Source organism: Nocardia sp. NPDC004582 (genome assembly GCF_053602115.1).
This window is the reverse complement of the sequence record NZ_JBSGCY010000155.1, coordinates 1-14,268: the sequence shown is the minus strand read 5'-3', so window position 1 is coordinate 14,268 and position 14,268 is coordinate 1. Positions and strand designations below refer to the sequence as shown.

The following is a 14,268-nucleotide window of genomic DNA, read 5'->3' as shown; positions in this document are numbered from 1 at the left end:
GGCCGCGACCGCCGCACGGACCGCGGGCGCGGTCTCGGCCGCGAAATGCTGGGTGGGGCGCTCACCTTCGGGATCGACCGGGAGCAGGAATTGGCTGATGCCCTGGGTCAGGGCCAATTCCGTGAGCTGGGGCGGGCTCATGGTGGGGTCGATGATGTAGGCGCGGCGAATCAGAGCGGGTATGCGGCCTGACGATCGGGCGGCCTCATCGATGGCGGTCATGCGGGCCGGGAGGGTAGCGGGCGGGGCGTAGGCGGAGCTGCCCAGCCAGCCGTCGGCGAGTTCACCGGTCAGGCGGAGCGCGCGGGCGCCGTAGACGCCGAGCCAGATGCCGATCGGATGCGCCGGGAGCGGGCCGGGTTTCGCACCGCGCAACGGGTAGAACTCGCCCGGGAGCCGGGAGCGGTCGGCCTCGCCCCACAGCGCCCGCAGCACGCCGATGGCCTCGCGCAGGGCGTTCAGGGCCTGGCCGGGCGTACGGCGCGCGCCGCCCATGGCCTCGATGGCGTCCCAGAACGCGCCCGCGCCCAGACCCAGTTCCACCCGGCCCGCACTGAGCAGGTCCAGGCTGGCGGCGCTGCGGGCCAGGACCGCGGGCGGGCGCAGCGGCAGGTTGGCGACCGCGGGCATCAGGGTCAGGGTGCGGGTGACGCCGGCCAGATACGACAGCAGGGTCCAGGTGTCGAGGAACGCGGGCTGATACGGATGATCCTGGACGGCCAGCACTTCCAGCCCGGAGTCGTCGGCCTGCCGGACCAGGCGCAGCAGGGCGCGCCCACGCGCCGCCTCGGGCGGGACGAAGAGGCCGAATCTGAGCTCGTGCCCGTAATCCGCCATAGCAATTATCAAGCTACCGCTCGGGCCGGGGGCGCGGGCGATATCGGGCCGATTCGGCGCGTCCGGTGACGGCACTCGTTTCAGATCGTGATCAAGGGGCAATCTTTATCCATAGCCGTTGCCGGACAACGCAATACAATCGAATCCGAAAGGGCGTGCGCGATGCGGGGTCACAACACGGTCGATACGGCTCGGCGACACCTGAGGGAGGTCGATCCCTCCGCACTGGCCCACGCGCGAGAACGGCTGGCGGAGACCGGCATCGCCAGGCTCGGCTTCCTGCTCCCGCACCGGGTCAAACGCGTGCTCGCGGCGGAGACGCTGACCCTGCTCGACCACCACCGGCAGTGGGGCGAGCTGCTCCCCGAGGGCGAGGGCCTGACCCGGCAGCAAGTGGACTTGACCGGCTCCGACGTCGCGGCCCACACGGCCTGCCTCCCCCGGCTCTACGACTGTGAACCCTTGCGGGACAGCCTGTCCGTCATCGCGGCCGAACCCGTGCTGCCCTGCCCGGAACCCGAACGCTTCCACGTCAGCCGCCGCCACCACGACGGCGCGCTGAGCCGATGGCATTGGGACGCGTACGCTTTCGCGCTGGTTCTGGTGGTCGAGTGCCCGCCGCTGGCCGAGGGCGGGTTCGTGCAGACGGTGGCGCACACCCACCCCGACCCCTACGACGCGGACGTGCACCGGATCCTGACCCGCAATCCGATCCGCTCCTGGGAGCTGGGTCCCGGGGATCTCTACCTGCTGCGCACCGACACCACCCTGCATCGCGTGCACCCGTTCGCGCACGGCCGCCGCACCAGCGTCGCCATGACTTTCGCGGCCCGCAACGACGGCGATGCCAGGCGTTTGCTCCGCGGTTCAACGAGAGCCGAATCACAGACAGTGATAGCCTGATTTCCTGTTAACGCAGCGGGGGGCAGCGTCGCCGCACCGTATCCGCTCCGGGCATTTCTGCCCCACCCGGCTTAGGCGGCTCCCATGGATCTTCTCAACCCGCTCGACGCCATCTTCCTGGCGATCGAATCCCGCGAACACCCCATGCACGTGGGCGGGCTGCAGCTGTTCGAACCGCCCGCCGACGCGGGCCCCGACTACACCCACGAACTGTTCGAGGCGATGGCCGCGAGCACCGAGGTGCGGACCCGCTTCCGGCGCCGACCCAGCCGGTTGCTGGGCGGTTTCTCCAGCCTGACCTGGTCTCACGCCGACACCGTGGATCTCGGCTACCACCTGCGCCGATCCGCGCTGCCCGCGCCCGGCGGCATGAGTGATCTGCTGGATCTCACCGAACGCCTGCACGGCATCCTGCTGGACCGGCACCGGCCACTGTGGGAGGGCCGCCTCATCGAGGGCCTCAGCGACGGCCGCTTCGCGCTCTATATGAAGATGCACCACGCCCTCATCGACGGCGTCTCGGCCATGCGGCTGCTGCAGCGCACCCTCACCGACGACCCGCTGGACACCCGGCTCACCGTCCCGTGGGGCACCCCGCCGGTACCGCGCGACGACAGCTCCGAACCCGAAAGTCCTTGGGCCCAGGCCAGGAAGGCGGTGCCGCGGCTGCTGCGTGCGAGCGGGTCGATCGCCGCGCCGTTGCGGGGCGCGCTCGACGGGCGGCTCACCCTGCCCATGACCGCGCCGCGCACCCTGCTCAACACCTCCATCGGCGGGGCCCGCCGCATCGCCGTGCGGTCCTGGCCGCTGGAGCGGATCAACGGCGTCCGCCAGGCCACCGGGGCCACCGTCAACGATGTGGTGCTGGCCATGAGTTCGGCCGCGCTGCGCACCTACCTGCTCGAGCGGGACGCGCTGCCCGACGAGCCGCTGATCGCTATGGTGCCGGTCAATATCCGCAATGCCGCCGAGGCCGACACCTCCGAGGGCAATATGGTCGCGGCCTGCCTGGCGAACCTCGGCACCCACCTCGCCGACCCGGTGGCACGGCTCGAGCAGATCCGCGCCTCCATGCGCGACGCCAAGCAGGTGTTCACGCAGCTGCCGAAGCTGGAGGCGCTGCTGCTGTCGGCCGCGCTGATGACGCCGCTGGGGGTGTCCCTGCTCCCCGGTTTCGAGGCGCTGCCGCGGATGCCGTTCAACCTGGTGATCTCCAATGTGCCGGGCCCGCGCAAGCCGGTCTACCTGCAGGGCGCGCGCCTGGACGCCAACTATCCGCTCTCGATTCCGTTCGAATCGCAGGCTATGAACATCACGCTGACCACCAATGGCGACAACCTCGACTTCGGTCTGGTCGGCTGCCGCCGCACGGTGCCGGACCTGGATCGGATGATCGGCCATCTGGAGGACGGACTCGCCGAGTTGGAACGGGCGGTCGCCTGAGCACCCGAGAGTCGGTGCTCACTACGCTGGGCGGGTGATGTCGTGGCCCGAACTGCGGAAAGAGTGCCTGATCCTCGAGGATGAGGCGGTGCTGGCGTTGAACAAGCCCGCCGGCATCTCCGTCACCGGCGAACGCCACGACACCGACATCGTGGAGATGGCCGCCGCGCAGGGCGAGACGCTCTACCCGGTGCACCGCATCGACAAGGTCACCTCGGGCCTGGTGCTGCTGGCCAAGCAGCTGCCCGCGCACGGACAGCTCACCCGGCAGTTCAACAAGCGCACGGTGGAGAAGGCGTACCTGGCCGTCACCGCCTCCACCGGGCTCCCCGACCGCGGCGTCATCGACCTGCCGTTGAGTGTGGGCCGCAAGAACCGGGTGCGGATCGCCGCGCCCCGCGAGAGCATTCGCCGCGACGGCGACACCTGGCGGGTCGGCGAACAGGATGTGCTGGCGGGCAAGAATTACCCGTCGGTCACCGAGTTCACCACACTGGCCCGCGGCGCGGACAACACCGTGCTGGCATTGCGCCCGGTGACCGGGCGACGGCACCAGATTCGCGTCCACCTGGCCTGGATCGGCCACCCCATCGTCGGTGACCCGCTCTTCGACCGGTCCGGTGTGTTCCCCCGCACCCACCTGCACTCCTGGCGACTGTCGCTGGACGCGTCCTGGCGGCCGGGCGGCCGGCTGGAACTGGAAGCCGAGCCTGGAGAAGACTTTTGGCGCGTCGGCAACCAACTGTTGGAGGTTCCAGCCGGGCTGCTGGGATGACCAACCCCGCCCGGAGCGGAGCGTAGGGCAATAGGACACAGCTATATTGGGTGGCGGGTCTCACCGCGACCGCATCGGGGCAGGTCAATTAGCCTGAATGGGTGCCGCGGTGCGGCGGCACCGCCGGGCGCAACGCCGCGACCCATGACAGAAAGCGAACGCCGATGGTTCTGCTCGCTCAGCTCAGTGACACCCACTTCAATATGGGCGCGCGCAATGTCGAACGCGCCGAACGGGTGATGGCCTTCCTGGCCGAGCTGCCGCGGCGACCCGACGCCATCATCGTCACCGGCGATATCGCCGACGAGGGCGATGCGGAGGAATACCAGCAGGCGCGCGCCGCGCTGACCGCCGATCTGCCCGTGCTGATCCTGCCCGGCAATCACGACGACCGCGGCAATATGCGCAGCGTCCTGTTCCCCGGCACCGAGGGCACCGGCCCGATCAACCAGTCCTACCGCGTCGACGGCGTCACCCTGGCACTGCTCGACTCCAGCATCCCGGGCAAGCCGGAGGGTCTGCTCGAGGACGAGACCTACGACTTCCTCACCGACCTGCTGGCCGCCACCCCCGACGACCAGACGGTGCTGGTCGCCATGCACCATCCGCCGGTACCGGTGCGGTCCACCGTGGTCGACCCGATCCGGCTCACCAATCCCGAACGGCTGGCCGAGATCGTGGCGGGCGACGACCGGATCGCGGCGGTGCTCACCGGGCACGTGCACGCCGGGCTGATGACCCAGTTCGCGGGCAAGCCGCTGATCGTCGCGCCGAGCGTGTCCTCCACCATCGGCTGTGAATGGGAAACGGCCGCACCGGGACACGTGCCGATCGACTTCGCACCCGACCCGTCGATCATCTTCCATTCCATCGAGGACGGCCCGCTGCTGTCGATGTTCCGGCCCATCGCGATGGGCGGCTGGCTCAGCGAGCCGCTGGACTGAGCGCGCCGCGCCGGTACGCCGACGGGGTGGTGCCGGTCCAGCGTTTGAAGGCGTGGATGAAGGTCGACGCCTCCGCGTAGCCGAGCCGGATCGCCACATCGCTGACCGACAGCGGTGTGGCGGTGAGCATTTCCTCCGCCAGCGCGCGCCGCACCTCGTCCAGCAGCTGCCGGTAGCTGGTGCCCGCCGCGTCCAGGTGGCGGCGCAGCGTGCGGGTGCTCATGTTCAGATCCCTGGCCACCGAGTCGATTCCGGGCGGCACCGCGAAACCGTCCAGGCCGCCGCGCGGCACCAGCCGCTCCCGCACCTCCGCGGCGATGCCGGTGCGGGCGCGGCGGCGCGACACCAGCTCACGGCACTGCGCCAGGCACATGGCCCAGGTGTGTTCGTTGGCTTGTGGCAGCGGCTGTTCCAGCACCGCCGGGTCCATGGTGAACAGGTTGTGCTCGGACTCGAATGTCGGTGTCACACCGTAGATCTCGGTGTACAGGTCGAGGCTGCCGGGGGCCGGGAAGTCGAAATCGGCGCGCAGCAGGTGGATCCGGTTGCCGGTGAGGTCCGACATCATCTGGTGCATGGCGGTGACATCGCGCTCCACCAGGAAGCGGCGGACGTCGGCGGGCACGCCCTCGTCGTGGATGCGGGCCACGAACTCGCCGGGCCGCCAGCGCGCCGCCGGAATGCAGAAGGTGAAGCTCAATTCCAGGTAGCGCAGGGCGAAAGCGATGGCCTCCCCCAGGGTGGGGCTGCTGACACAGGCGAAACCGAAGATGCCGAAGGTCGTGATGCGGTACCGCCGCCCCACCTCCAGCCCGAGGTTCGGGCGCGCGCCCAGCTCACGCACCAGATTCCGGATCACCGCCAGCTCGGTGTGCGCGTCGATCTGCTCGTCCGGGTTGGCGAGTTGCCGTTCGCTCAGCCCGCTTCCCTGCAGCATGCGCGCCGCCGGCACCCCGTGTTCCCGTGCGAAACCGACCATGAGCGCGACACTCGCCACGCCGCGAGGGAAGTCCCAATCCCGGATTCCCGCCTCCTGCACCGTGCCCATCACCCGATTATGGCCGAAATTCTCGATCCGGTCGCCCACTAAATTCGGCGACCGCTCCTACCCTGAGAAGGGTCTTCGATGTGTGAGGAGCACCACAATGCCGAAGGTCATCATCATCGGCGCGGGGTTCGGCGGGCTCGGCATGGCGATCGAGCTGCAACGCAACGGCTTCCGTGAATTCACCATCCTGGAGCGGGCCGCGGACCTGGGTGGAGTGTGGCGGGAGAACACCTACCCCGGGGCGGCCTGCGATGTGCCGTCACCGCTCTACTCGTTCGCGCACGAACCCAAACCGAGATGGCGGCAGCGGTATTCGACGCGCGAGGACATCTGGGAGTACATGCGCGGGATCGCCGATCACCACGGGCTGCGCGAGCAGATCGTGTTCGGGGCCGACGTCACCGAGGCGGAATTCGACGAGCTGACCGGGCAGTGGACGGTGCGCACCGCCGACGGGGTGGCACGGACCGCCGACGTGCTGATCTCGGCCGTCGGGCAGCTGTCGCGACCGGCCATGCCGCCGATACCCGGCATCGAGCGGTTCGCCGGGGAGTCGTTCCACTCGGCGCGCTGGGATCACGAGGTGAAGCTGGCCGGCAAGCGGGTGGCCTGCATCGGGACCGGGGCCAGCGCCATCCAGTACGTTCCCGAAATCCAGCCGGCCGCCGGGCACCTGACGGTGTTCCAGCGCACCGCGGCCTGGGTGCTGCCCAAGTTCGACACCGACTACAAACCGGTGCATCAACGCGTGCTGATCGCGGTGCCGGGAATGCCGGTGGCCGAACGGCTTTCGTGGTGGCTGCTGGCCGAATTCCTGTCGCTGGGCCTGGTCGAGTTCCCTGGAATCGCGCGGTCCGTGTCCCGGATCGCGGAGCGGCATCTCGAGGAACAGGTCGCCGATCCGGAGCTGCGGGCCAAGCTCACCCCCGACTTCCCGATCGGCTGCAAGCGCGCCCTGTTCTCCAACGACTACTACCCGGCATTGTGCGAACCCAATGTCACCGTCGAGACCACCGGCATCAGCGAGATCGTCCCCGAAGGCATCCGCACCGCCGACGGCGTACTGCACGAGGCCGACGTGATCATCTACGGCACCGGCTTCAAGGGCACGGAATTCCTGTGGCCCATGAAGATCCGCGGGCGCGGCGGCCGCAATCTGGAGGACGCCTGGGACGGCGGCGCCCACGCCTACCTCGGCATCACCGTCCCCGAATTCCCCAACCTGTTCCTGGTCTACGGTCCCAACACCAACCTCGGCGTCGGCTCCATCATCTACATGATCGAATCCCAGACCCACTACATCCGCCGCGCCCTGCAACTCCTCGGCGAACGCCCCGGCACCTACCTCGAGGTCCGCCCCGGCCCCGAACGCGCCTTCAACGACGCCCTCCAGCACCGCCTGGCCCGCACCCCCTGGAACTTCTGCACCAGCTGGTACCGCACCGACTCCGGCCGGATCACCAACAACTGGCCCGGCACCACCCGCAGCTACCGCCGCCGCACCCGCGACCTGCACCTCCCCGACTACACCTTCACGCGGATCGAATCCTGACCGGACCTTCACGCACATCGGATCCTGATCGGCTCGGCCGACAAGTGCGGTATGTGAAGGTCGTGCCCGGACTCTGTGGAGATAGTGAGAGGTCCGCGGGGGTCGGGGCCGGGACACGGCAGACTGGTAGACGTGACCGATTCGTACCGGATTCGCGGCGGCCTGGCCGAGCCTGTCGGCGTGGCTCAGGCCGGAAGCAGCGATGGGCCGACGCTGCCGCACGGGCCCTTGCGGCCCATCGAGCTGGCGGCCGGGGCGGTGCTCGGCGGCGCCACGGTGGGGCTGGTGACCCTCGGGTCGCTGGTGCCGTTCGCGGCGGTGCTGCAGATCGTGGCCGCGGTCCCGATGGGGCTGCTCGCGCATCGCCATCGATTCCGGGCGCAAGTGGCGACCACCATCGCGGGCGCGTTGGTGACGTTCGTGGCGGCGGGCCTGCTGCCCGCGGAGAACCTGGTCGGTGTGGCCGTCATCGGCGGAATCATCGGGACGGTGAAGCGGCGGCGCGGCGGGCTGCCCGCGGTGGCGGCGTTGTCGACGGTCGCCGGGTTCGTGATGGCGATGCTCACGGTCGGGATGCTGCTGGCGTTCTCGCGTTCGCGGGAGCTGGTGTTCGACAGCATCCGAAACTCCGCCGAGGGGCTGGAAAGCCTTGCCTCGAAACAGGATTCGCTGCAGCCGCTCGGGCGGGCCATCGCCGGTTACACCGATACCGTCCTGCACTGGTGGTGGGCTTTCGTGGGCGGCGGCATCATCGCGGCGATGCTGGTCAGCGGGGTGTTCTCCTGGTTCGTGCTCGGTCGGGTGCTGGATCGCCTGGCCTGGCTGCCGGGCCGGGACAGTCTGCTCGACGCGCCGGACGATCCGCGGCCGGTCGCCCCGCTGCCGGTCACCCTGCGGGGCGTCACCTTCCGCTATCCGGGGGCTCGCGACGACGCGCTGCACGGCATCGATCTGACCGTGGACGTCGGTGAATTCGTCGCGGTGGTCGGGCACAACGGGTCCGGGAAGTCCACGCTCACCCGGATTCTCGCGGGTCGCCCGCCGACCGCCGGAACGGTGACCCGCCCGGGCGCGGCGGGCCTCGGGGTGCGCGGCGGCACCGCGATGGTGCTGCAGCGACCCGAGAGCCAGACCCTGGGTGTGCTCGTCGCCGACGACGTGGTGTGGGGTCTGCCCACCGCGGACGCGGCGGCCGTGGACATCGACGGACTGCTCGCCGAGGTCGGCCTGACCGGCATGGGCGGGCGGGAGACCGCGACCCTGTCCGGCGGCCAGCAGCAGCGGCTCGCCGTCGCCGCCGCCCTGGCCCGGCAGCCGACCCTGCTCATCGCCGACGAGGCGACCTCCATGATCGACCCCGAAGGCCGCCGCGACCTGGTCGCCCTGCTGGCCCGCCTGCCGCGCCGGCACCCGATGGCCGTCGTGCTGGTGACCCACCACGAAGCGGACGCGGCCGCCGCCGACCGGGTGATCCACCTCGAACAGGGCCGCTCGGTCGCGCACCTGCCCGCCTGGCCGCGCCCGATCCGCGACCCGAGACGACGGCCGATGGGTGAACCCGTGCTCGAATTGACCGGCGTCGGCCACACCTACAACCGCGGCACCCCGTGGGAGGCGCCCGCCCTGCACGACATCGACCTGAGCGTGCGGCGCGGTGAGGCCCTGCTCATCGTGGGCGGCAACGGATCCGGCAAATCGACCCTGGCCTGGATCATGGCGGGGCTGACCGTGCCCACCTCGGGCGCCTGCGCACTGCGCGAACCCATGGGCACGACCCGCCCGGTGCACAAGCGCATCGGGGCCGTGCAGCTGGCCTTCCAGCATTCCCGCCTGCAATTGCAGCGTCAGGACGTGGGCGCCGAGATCGAGGATTGGGGCGGGCGCGGCAGTTACGCGGTGGCCCGCGCCCTGGACGCCGTCGGACTGGACCGGAGCCTGGCCACCCGCTCGATCGAGGAGCTCAGCGGCGGCCAGGCCAAGCGCGTGGTGCTCGCGGCCATCGTGGCGAGTCACCCGCACGTGGTGGTGCTCGACGAACCGCTCGCCGGACTGGATCCGGAGGGCCGCGCGGGAGTGGTGGAACTGCTTGCCCGCCTGCGCGATTCGGGCCTGACCCTGATCGTCATCTCACACGACGTGGCCGATATGGCCGCCGTCTGCGACCGCACCGTACATCTGCGCGACGGCCGCCTCGTCGACAACCCCGCCGCCGCTGCGCGATACGCGCCGGCGCACGATTTCACCGGAGGTCTCCGATGAGCAGCGTCGTCCTCCGCGAGGTCCCCCTCGACAGCCCCGTGCATCGACTGTGGGCCGGTACCAAGATGATCGCCGTCTTCGCGATCAGCGTGCTGCTCATGTTCATCCCGTCGTGGGCGCTGCTCGGGGTGGCGGCCGTGTTCCTGGTCGCGGTCTTCCTGCTGGCCCGCCTGCCCTTGGGCACATTGCCCCGGTTCCCGTGGCTGCTCTGGCTCGGCATCGCGATCGGGGCGGCCATCAACGCGCCGGTCGGGCCGTCGGCGCTGCTGCGCTACGCGCAGGTGATCGTGTTCGGATTCCTGTTGCTGGGCGCGTCTTTCCTGGTCGCGTGGACCACGCCGATGGGTGAGGTCGCGCCCGCGCTGGCCCGGCTCGGCGCGCCGCTGAAGCGGATCGGCTGGACGCGCAACGGCGTTCGCCACGCGGTGCCCGTGGACGAGTGGGCCGTGGTGGTGGCCCTGACGCTGCGCGGCCTGCCGCTGCTGCTCGAGGAGATGCGGCTGCTGCGGGCGGCCCGGCGGCTGCGGCCCAAGGATTCGCTGCTGCACCGCGCCGCGGAGAATCCACTGGTCGACATTCTGACCGCGAGCATGGCGGTCTCCAGTCGCCGCGCGGCCGAGCTGGGCGAGGCGATCACGACGCGCGGCGGCACCGGTGAGCTGACCGCCCGGCCCAGCTCGCCGGGGCGCGCCGACGCGGTGGCGCTGTTGGTGGTGGGTGTGGTGTGTGCGCTGGGAATCGTTGTGGAACTGGTCATATAGGACGACGCGGGTCGAAATTATCCAGGTTGTCGGTAGCGCGCGCTACCGTGAGGCGCGTAGAACGCGTTGCTGATTGCAACCGGGCTCAGGGCTTACGCACGCGGGGGAATTCTTCGACCTGAGCCGTGTGTTGCCACGAAAACCTGATGAAGATTGGAAGACCCATGATGCTGCGCAAGATCACCGCTGTCGCCGCGCCGGTCGTCACGGCCGTCGCCATCGCCGGAGCCGGTGTGGCCCACGCCGACGCGACGGTACCCGATATCGGTTACCGGACCCAGCTGGTCGGCAATACCGTCGTCACCACGCTCACCGACGGCACCTTCGAGATCACCGGCGGCGCCGTCGATATCAAGGACGCCGCCGGTTCGACCGTGCTCGAGCTCCCGCTGTCCTTCACCCAGGACGGTCTGAGCTACCCGGTGCCCGCCACCGTGAGCGAGGACGGCACGGTCCTGAACCTGACCGCGGTCAAGGATGTCGCGGCGGCCACTCCGGCACTGCGGCCGGTGGCCTCGCTGACCGAGAACCAGCGGGCCATGGAGAACTTCAGCAGCCAGTTCGGCATCGCGACCGCCATCGGCAGCTTCGTCGGCCTGGCGATCGGCGGCGGCGTCGGTCTCATCGGATTCCTGGGCGGCGCTTTCGGTTTCGCGACCGTACCGCTCGCGGCCACCGTCGGCGCGATCATCGGCAGCCTGGTGGTGGGCGGCCCCACCCTGCTCGTCGCGGGCGTGGACCTGATCAGCACGCTGACCGCGGCGCCCGGCAGCACCAAGTGGGCCAGCCCCGGCGCGTAGGCCTCGGACGCCGGGTACGCCGCGCCTCAGCGCACGGCGCACCCGGCTGTCACCGGCTCGCCCGCGAAGCGGTCGGCCAGAAAGTTCATGGCGCCCAGGGCTTCTCCCACGGCGGCGGGATTGTGGCCCGGGATGCCCGAGTGCACGGCGGTGAGGGTCGCGCCCAGCGCGCAGTACCGGTCGACGAGCTCGCTGAAGCCCTGCGACGGGATCACGTCGTCGGAATCGCTGTGGTACAGGTACAGCGGTACGTCCGGAGCCCAGCCGCCGAGCTCCTGACGCTCGGTGACCGACCGGAAGGCCGTGCTGCCGAGCAGATCCGGGATCGCCGAGTACTCGTCGATGTGCCGGAACACGTGGTGAACCACGAGATCGCTGCCGCAGGAGTCGGATTCCCGCGCGATCAGCGCGCGGCCGCTGTCATTGAGCGAGTCCGCCAGTCCGGGATCGTCGCGGGTCATGGCGATCAGGATCAGCACCCCGAGTCCGGCCTGAACGCTGCCGTCCACGCCGCGTGCGATGGCCGGGATATCGGCCGGGACGCCACCGGAGGTGACGCCGGAGAACCAGAGCTCGGGCGCGTAGCCCGCCCGCAACTGCATGGCCCACAGGGTGGCGAAGGCGCCACCGGAGTAGCCCCAGGCGCCGAGTGGGCTGTTGCCGGTGATCCCCAGTGGTGCGAAGGATTTGGCGGCGCGCACGCCGTCCAGGACGGCACGCCCGGAATTGACGCCGTCGAAGAAGCGGGACCGCGCGCCCTCGTAGTCGGACACCACCACCGCCCAGCCGCGGCGCATCGCCTCGGCGAGGAACGGCACGTCGAGCAGGGTGTTGGTGATGGCGAAGTCGCGGCCGCCGCGCAGCGCGAACGATGGGGCACAACGGGTTCCGAGGCTGTCCTCGGCGATCTGATACGACAGCAGGGGGCGATCACCCGGTCCGGTCCAGGGGGCGAGCGGCGTCATCAGGGTGGCCACGTCGGCGGCCGCCTCGCCCGCGGAATCGGTGGTCCGGTACCGCACCTGCCAGCCCGCCACCGGCAGCGGCAGCCCGAACACGGTGATGGGCCGGGAATCGATGACGGCCCCGTTGTCGTACTCTCCCAAGCCGATCGGCGTCGAGTAGAACGGGTCATTGTCGGGGAAGGGAATCTCGGCCCGAGCGCCGGGTACGGCGATCGCCGCCGCGAGTAGGGCCAGCGCGCCGATCAATCCGATCCGCCGCCATGATCCGAACCGTGCGTCATCCCGCCGCATCACGCGCCTCCAGCGTCGTACCACCCGACGCTCCAGGCACCACGGACAAGCTTCTCGCGCCGATCAGAACTCCAGCGCATCGGAGACCAAAAAGGTACTGCCACCATTCTGCCCGGTCAACGCTCTGCCGCGCGTCGTAACTACGGCGTTGCGCGGTTTCTCGCACGGAAAGATATATCCAGCGGGAAGTCCAGCTCTTTCTAACTGGATCTACCGTTTGCATGCCAGTTGCCGCCATGCTCGACCAATGCTGCGCCGTCTCCTCGCCCTCTACGCCGGACTCTGGCTGTACGGGCTGTCCATGGCCGTCATGATCCGCGCCGCCCTCGGCCTGGACCCGTGGGATGTCTTCCATCAGGGCGTCGCCGATCATGTGCCGCTGAGTTTCGGCACGGTCGTGGCGATCACCGGCGCGGCGGTCCTGCTGGCGTGGATTCCCTTGCGGCAGCGGCCGGGTCTGGGCACGGTCAGCAATGTCGTGGTCATCGGAATCTCGGTGGACGCCGGCCTGTGGCTGCTCCCCGAACTCCACGGCCTCCCGATCCGCATCGCCGCGATGGCCGCGGCCGTCGTCCTCAATGCGATCGCGACGGTCCTCTATATCGGCGCGGGCATGGGACCGGGCCCGCGCGATGGCCTGATGACTGGCCTGGTTCGCCGTACCGGCCGACCGGTGTGGCTGGTGCGGACAGGGCTGGAGGCGACCGTATTGTCCGTAGGTTGGGTCCTCGGCGGCAGTGTCGGCGTCGGAACCGTGGTGTACGCGTTCGGCATCGGGCCGCTGATCCAGCTCATGATTCCGTTCGTGGACCGCTACCTGCCCGGCTTCCACGAGCCGGAACCCACTGCCGCGCCCGCCTCCGCGGCGGAACCGATGGCCGCCTGACCACAGCCGCGCGAACTTTTCTGCGCGCCGTGTCGATCTTTATTGCGCGCCGTGTCGATCCGGCGTGGTCGCCGTTCGACCTTCTCGTGAGAGGGTCGACAGCGACCCGCGACAAGGAGGACAACCGTGAAGTACATGCTGATCTGGCGCGCCACCGACGAAGGCAACGCGGCGATGGCCGAGGCCGACTTCGAGAAGATGATCGAATCCGTCGGACGCTTCAACGACGAGCTCATCCGGGCCGGGGTGCTGCTCGCGGCCGAGGGCCTCGACAGCGCCGAAGACGGTGTCGTGGTGGACTTCTCGTCCGAGCCGCCGCTGGTCACGGACGGGCCGTACGGCGAGACCAAGGAGCTGTTCGGCGGCTTCTACATCTTGAATGTCGCCTCCAAGGAGGAGGCCGTGGAATGGGCCAAGCGGGCGCCGTCGCTGGGCGCGGGTTTCAAGACCGAGATCCGGCGGGTCACCACCATCGACGAGTTTCCGCAGGACAACGAGTGGATCGCCAAGGAGCGGGCGTGGCGCGAGGCCACCGGGCAACTGTGAGCGTCGAACCATGACCGACCCGAGCGGCCGGGCTGCCGTCGCCGCGGTGTGGCGCATCGAATCGGCGCGCATCGTCGGCGCGCTGGCTCGCTACACGGGTGATTTCGCGCTGGCGGAGGACCTCGCCCAGGAGGCGCTGGCCGAAGCGCTGGTGACCTGGCCGCGGGACGGTGTCCCGCGCAATCCCGCCGGGTGGCTGCTCACCGTCGGGCGGCCTTCTTCAGCACCGGATCGGTGACCCGGCCGGCCACCCCGCCC

13 protein-coding genes and 1 pseudogene are annotated in these 14,268 nt (G+C 69.8%); 11 read left to right on the top strand and 3 right to left on the bottom strand.

Annotated features, from left to right (window positions below; translation table 11 throughout):
* Positions 1-837 (bottom strand): LLM class flavin-dependent oxidoreductase (locus tag ACWELJ_RS29280; RefSeq protein ID WP_452369346.1); only part of this gene is annotated, 837 nt, incomplete at its 3' end.
* Between the two features lie 162 nt (positions 838-999).
* Between ACWELJ_RS29280 and ACWELJ_RS29275 the strand changes: the two genes are divergently transcribed.
* From ACWELJ_RS29275 to ACWELJ_RS29260, 4 genes are all read left to right on the top strand, one after another.
* A complete protein-coding gene (locus tag ACWELJ_RS29275; protein ID WP_452369345.1) occupies positions 1,000-1,740 on the top strand; it encodes a HalD/BesD family halogenase in 741 nt (246 codons plus the stop codon).
* A gap of 84 nt (positions 1,741-1,824) precedes the next feature.
* The gene (locus ACWELJ_RS29270; protein ID WP_452369344.1) at positions 1,825-3,183 is read left to right on the top strand and encodes a WS/DGAT/MGAT family O-acyltransferase; all 1,359 of its coding nucleotides are present in this window, start codon (positions 1,825-1,827) and stop codon (positions 3,181-3,183) included.
* Between the two features lie 37 nt (positions 3,184-3,220).
* Positions 3,221-3,958 carry an RluA family pseudouridine synthase gene (locus tag ACWELJ_RS29265; RefSeq protein ID WP_452369348.1) on the top strand — a complete coding sequence of 246 codons (738 nt, stop codon included), beginning with the start codon at positions 3,221-3,223 and terminating at the stop codon, positions 3,956-3,958.
* 164 nt (positions 3,959-4,122) lie between these two features.
* Positions 4,123-4,902, top strand: coding sequence for a metallophosphoesterase (locus tag ACWELJ_RS29260; RefSeq protein WP_452369343.1), 780 nt, complete (start codon positions 4,123-4,125; stop codon positions 4,900-4,902).
* Here the strand turns inward: ACWELJ_RS29260 and ACWELJ_RS29255 are convergent.
* Positions 4,883-5,950 carry an AraC family transcriptional regulator gene (locus tag ACWELJ_RS29255; protein WP_452369342.1) on the bottom strand — a complete coding sequence of 356 codons (1,068 nt, stop codon included), beginning with the start codon at positions 5,948-5,950 and terminating at the stop codon, positions 4,883-4,885. The genes ACWELJ_RS29260 and ACWELJ_RS29255 overlap by 20 nt on opposite strands.
* Before the next feature lie 97 nt (positions 5,951-6,047).
* On the opposite strand from ACWELJ_RS29255, the gene ACWELJ_RS29250 reads away from it, so the two are divergent.
* The 4 genes from ACWELJ_RS29250 to ACWELJ_RS29235 all read left to right on the top strand — a co-directional run bounded on the left by ACWELJ_RS29250 (position 6,048) and on the right by ACWELJ_RS29235 (position 11,322).
* Positions 6,048-7,502 carry a flavin-containing monooxygenase gene (locus tag ACWELJ_RS29250; protein ID WP_452369341.1) on the top strand — a complete coding sequence of 485 codons (1,455 nt, stop codon included), beginning with the start codon at positions 6,048-6,050 and terminating at the stop codon, positions 7,500-7,502.
* Positions 7,503-7,682: 180 nt separating this feature from the next.
* Complete coding sequence (locus ACWELJ_RS29245) at positions 7,683-9,761, top strand: ABC transporter ATP-binding protein (protein ID WP_452369347.1); 2,079 nt, start codon at positions 7,683-7,685, stop codon at positions 9,759-9,761.
* The gene (locus ACWELJ_RS29240; RefSeq protein ID WP_452369340.1) at positions 9,758-10,522 is read left to right on the top strand and encodes an energy-coupling factor transporter transmembrane component T family protein; all 765 of its coding nucleotides are present in this window, start codon (positions 9,758-9,760) and stop codon (positions 10,520-10,522) included. Before ACWELJ_RS29245 ends, ACWELJ_RS29240 begins: the two co-directional genes overlap by 4 nt.
* A 146-nt stretch (positions 10,523-10,668) precedes the next feature.
* On the top strand, positions 10,669-11,322 hold the full coding sequence (locus tag ACWELJ_RS29235; protein ID WP_452369339.1) for an ammonium transporter: 654 nt from the start codon (positions 10,669-10,671) through the stop codon (positions 11,320-11,322).
* A gap of 26 nt (positions 11,323-11,348) precedes the next feature.
* Here the strand turns inward: ACWELJ_RS29235 and ACWELJ_RS29230 are convergent, their stop codons facing one another.
* Positions 11,349-12,578, bottom strand: a complete 1,230-nt coding sequence (locus ACWELJ_RS29230) for a lipase family protein (RefSeq protein WP_452369338.1) — start codon at positions 12,576-12,578, stop codon at positions 11,349-11,351.
* A gap of 247 nt (positions 12,579-12,825) precedes the next feature.
* Between ACWELJ_RS29230 and yczE the strand changes: the two genes are divergently transcribed.
* The 3 genes and pseudogenes from yczE to ACWELJ_RS29215 form a co-directional block, all read left to right on the top strand.
* Positions 12,826-13,464 carry a membrane protein YczE gene (yczE, locus tag ACWELJ_RS29225; protein ID WP_452369337.1) on the top strand — a complete coding sequence of 213 codons (639 nt, stop codon included), beginning with the start codon at positions 12,826-12,828 and terminating at the stop codon, positions 13,462-13,464.
* A gap of 126 nt (positions 13,465-13,590) precedes the next feature.
* Positions 13,591-14,010: a YciI family protein gene (locus ACWELJ_RS29220; RefSeq protein ID WP_452369336.1), complete on the top strand. Its 420-nt coding sequence runs from the start codon at positions 13,591-13,593 to the stop codon at positions 14,008-14,010.
* Between the two features lie 10 nt (positions 14,011-14,020).
* A pseudogene (locus ACWELJ_RS29215) lies at positions 14,021-14,224 on the top strand (sigma factor); the annotation flags it as partial.
* Positions 14,225-14,268 lie beyond the last annotated feature (44 nt).

What these genes read in the sequence shown, in the direction of transcription:
- ACWELJ_RS29275 (WP_452369345.1), top strand. Translation starts at nt 1,000, where the DNA reads ATGCGGGGTCACAACACGGTCGATACGGCTCGGCGACACCTGAGGGAG.
- ACWELJ_RS29270 (WP_452369344.1), top strand. Translation starts at nt 1,825, where the DNA reads ATGGATCTTCTCAACCCGCTCGACGCCATCTTCCTGGCGATCGAATCC.
- ACWELJ_RS29265 (WP_452369348.1), top strand. Translation starts at nt 3,221, where the DNA reads ATGTCGTGGCCCGAACTGCGGAAAGAGTGCCTGATCCTCGAGGATGAG.
- ACWELJ_RS29260 (WP_452369343.1), top strand. Translation starts at nt 4,123, where the DNA reads ATGGTTCTGCTCGCTCAGCTCAGTGACACCCACTTCAATATGGGCGCG.
- ACWELJ_RS29255 (WP_452369342.1), bottom strand. Translation starts at nt 5,950, where the DNA reads ATGGGCACGGTGCAGGAGGCGGGAATCCGGGATTGGGACTTCCCTCGC.
- ACWELJ_RS29250 (WP_452369341.1), top strand. Translation starts at nt 6,048, where the DNA reads ATGCCGAAGGTCATCATCATCGGCGCGGGGTTCGGCGGGCTCGGCATG.
- ACWELJ_RS29240 (WP_452369340.1), top strand. Translation starts at nt 9,758, where the DNA reads ATGAGCAGCGTCGTCCTCCGCGAGGTCCCCCTCGACAGCCCCGTGCAT.
- ACWELJ_RS29235 (WP_452369339.1), top strand. Translation starts at nt 10,669, where the DNA reads ATGAAGATTGGAAGACCCATGATGCTGCGCAAGATCACCGCTGTCGCC.
- ACWELJ_RS29230 (WP_452369338.1), bottom strand. Translation starts at nt 12,578, where the DNA reads ATGCGGCGGGATGACGCACGGTTCGGATCATGGCGGCGGATCGGATTG.
- yczE (WP_452369337.1), top strand. Translation starts at nt 12,826, where the DNA reads ATGCTGCGCCGTCTCCTCGCCCTCTACGCCGGACTCTGGCTGTACGGG.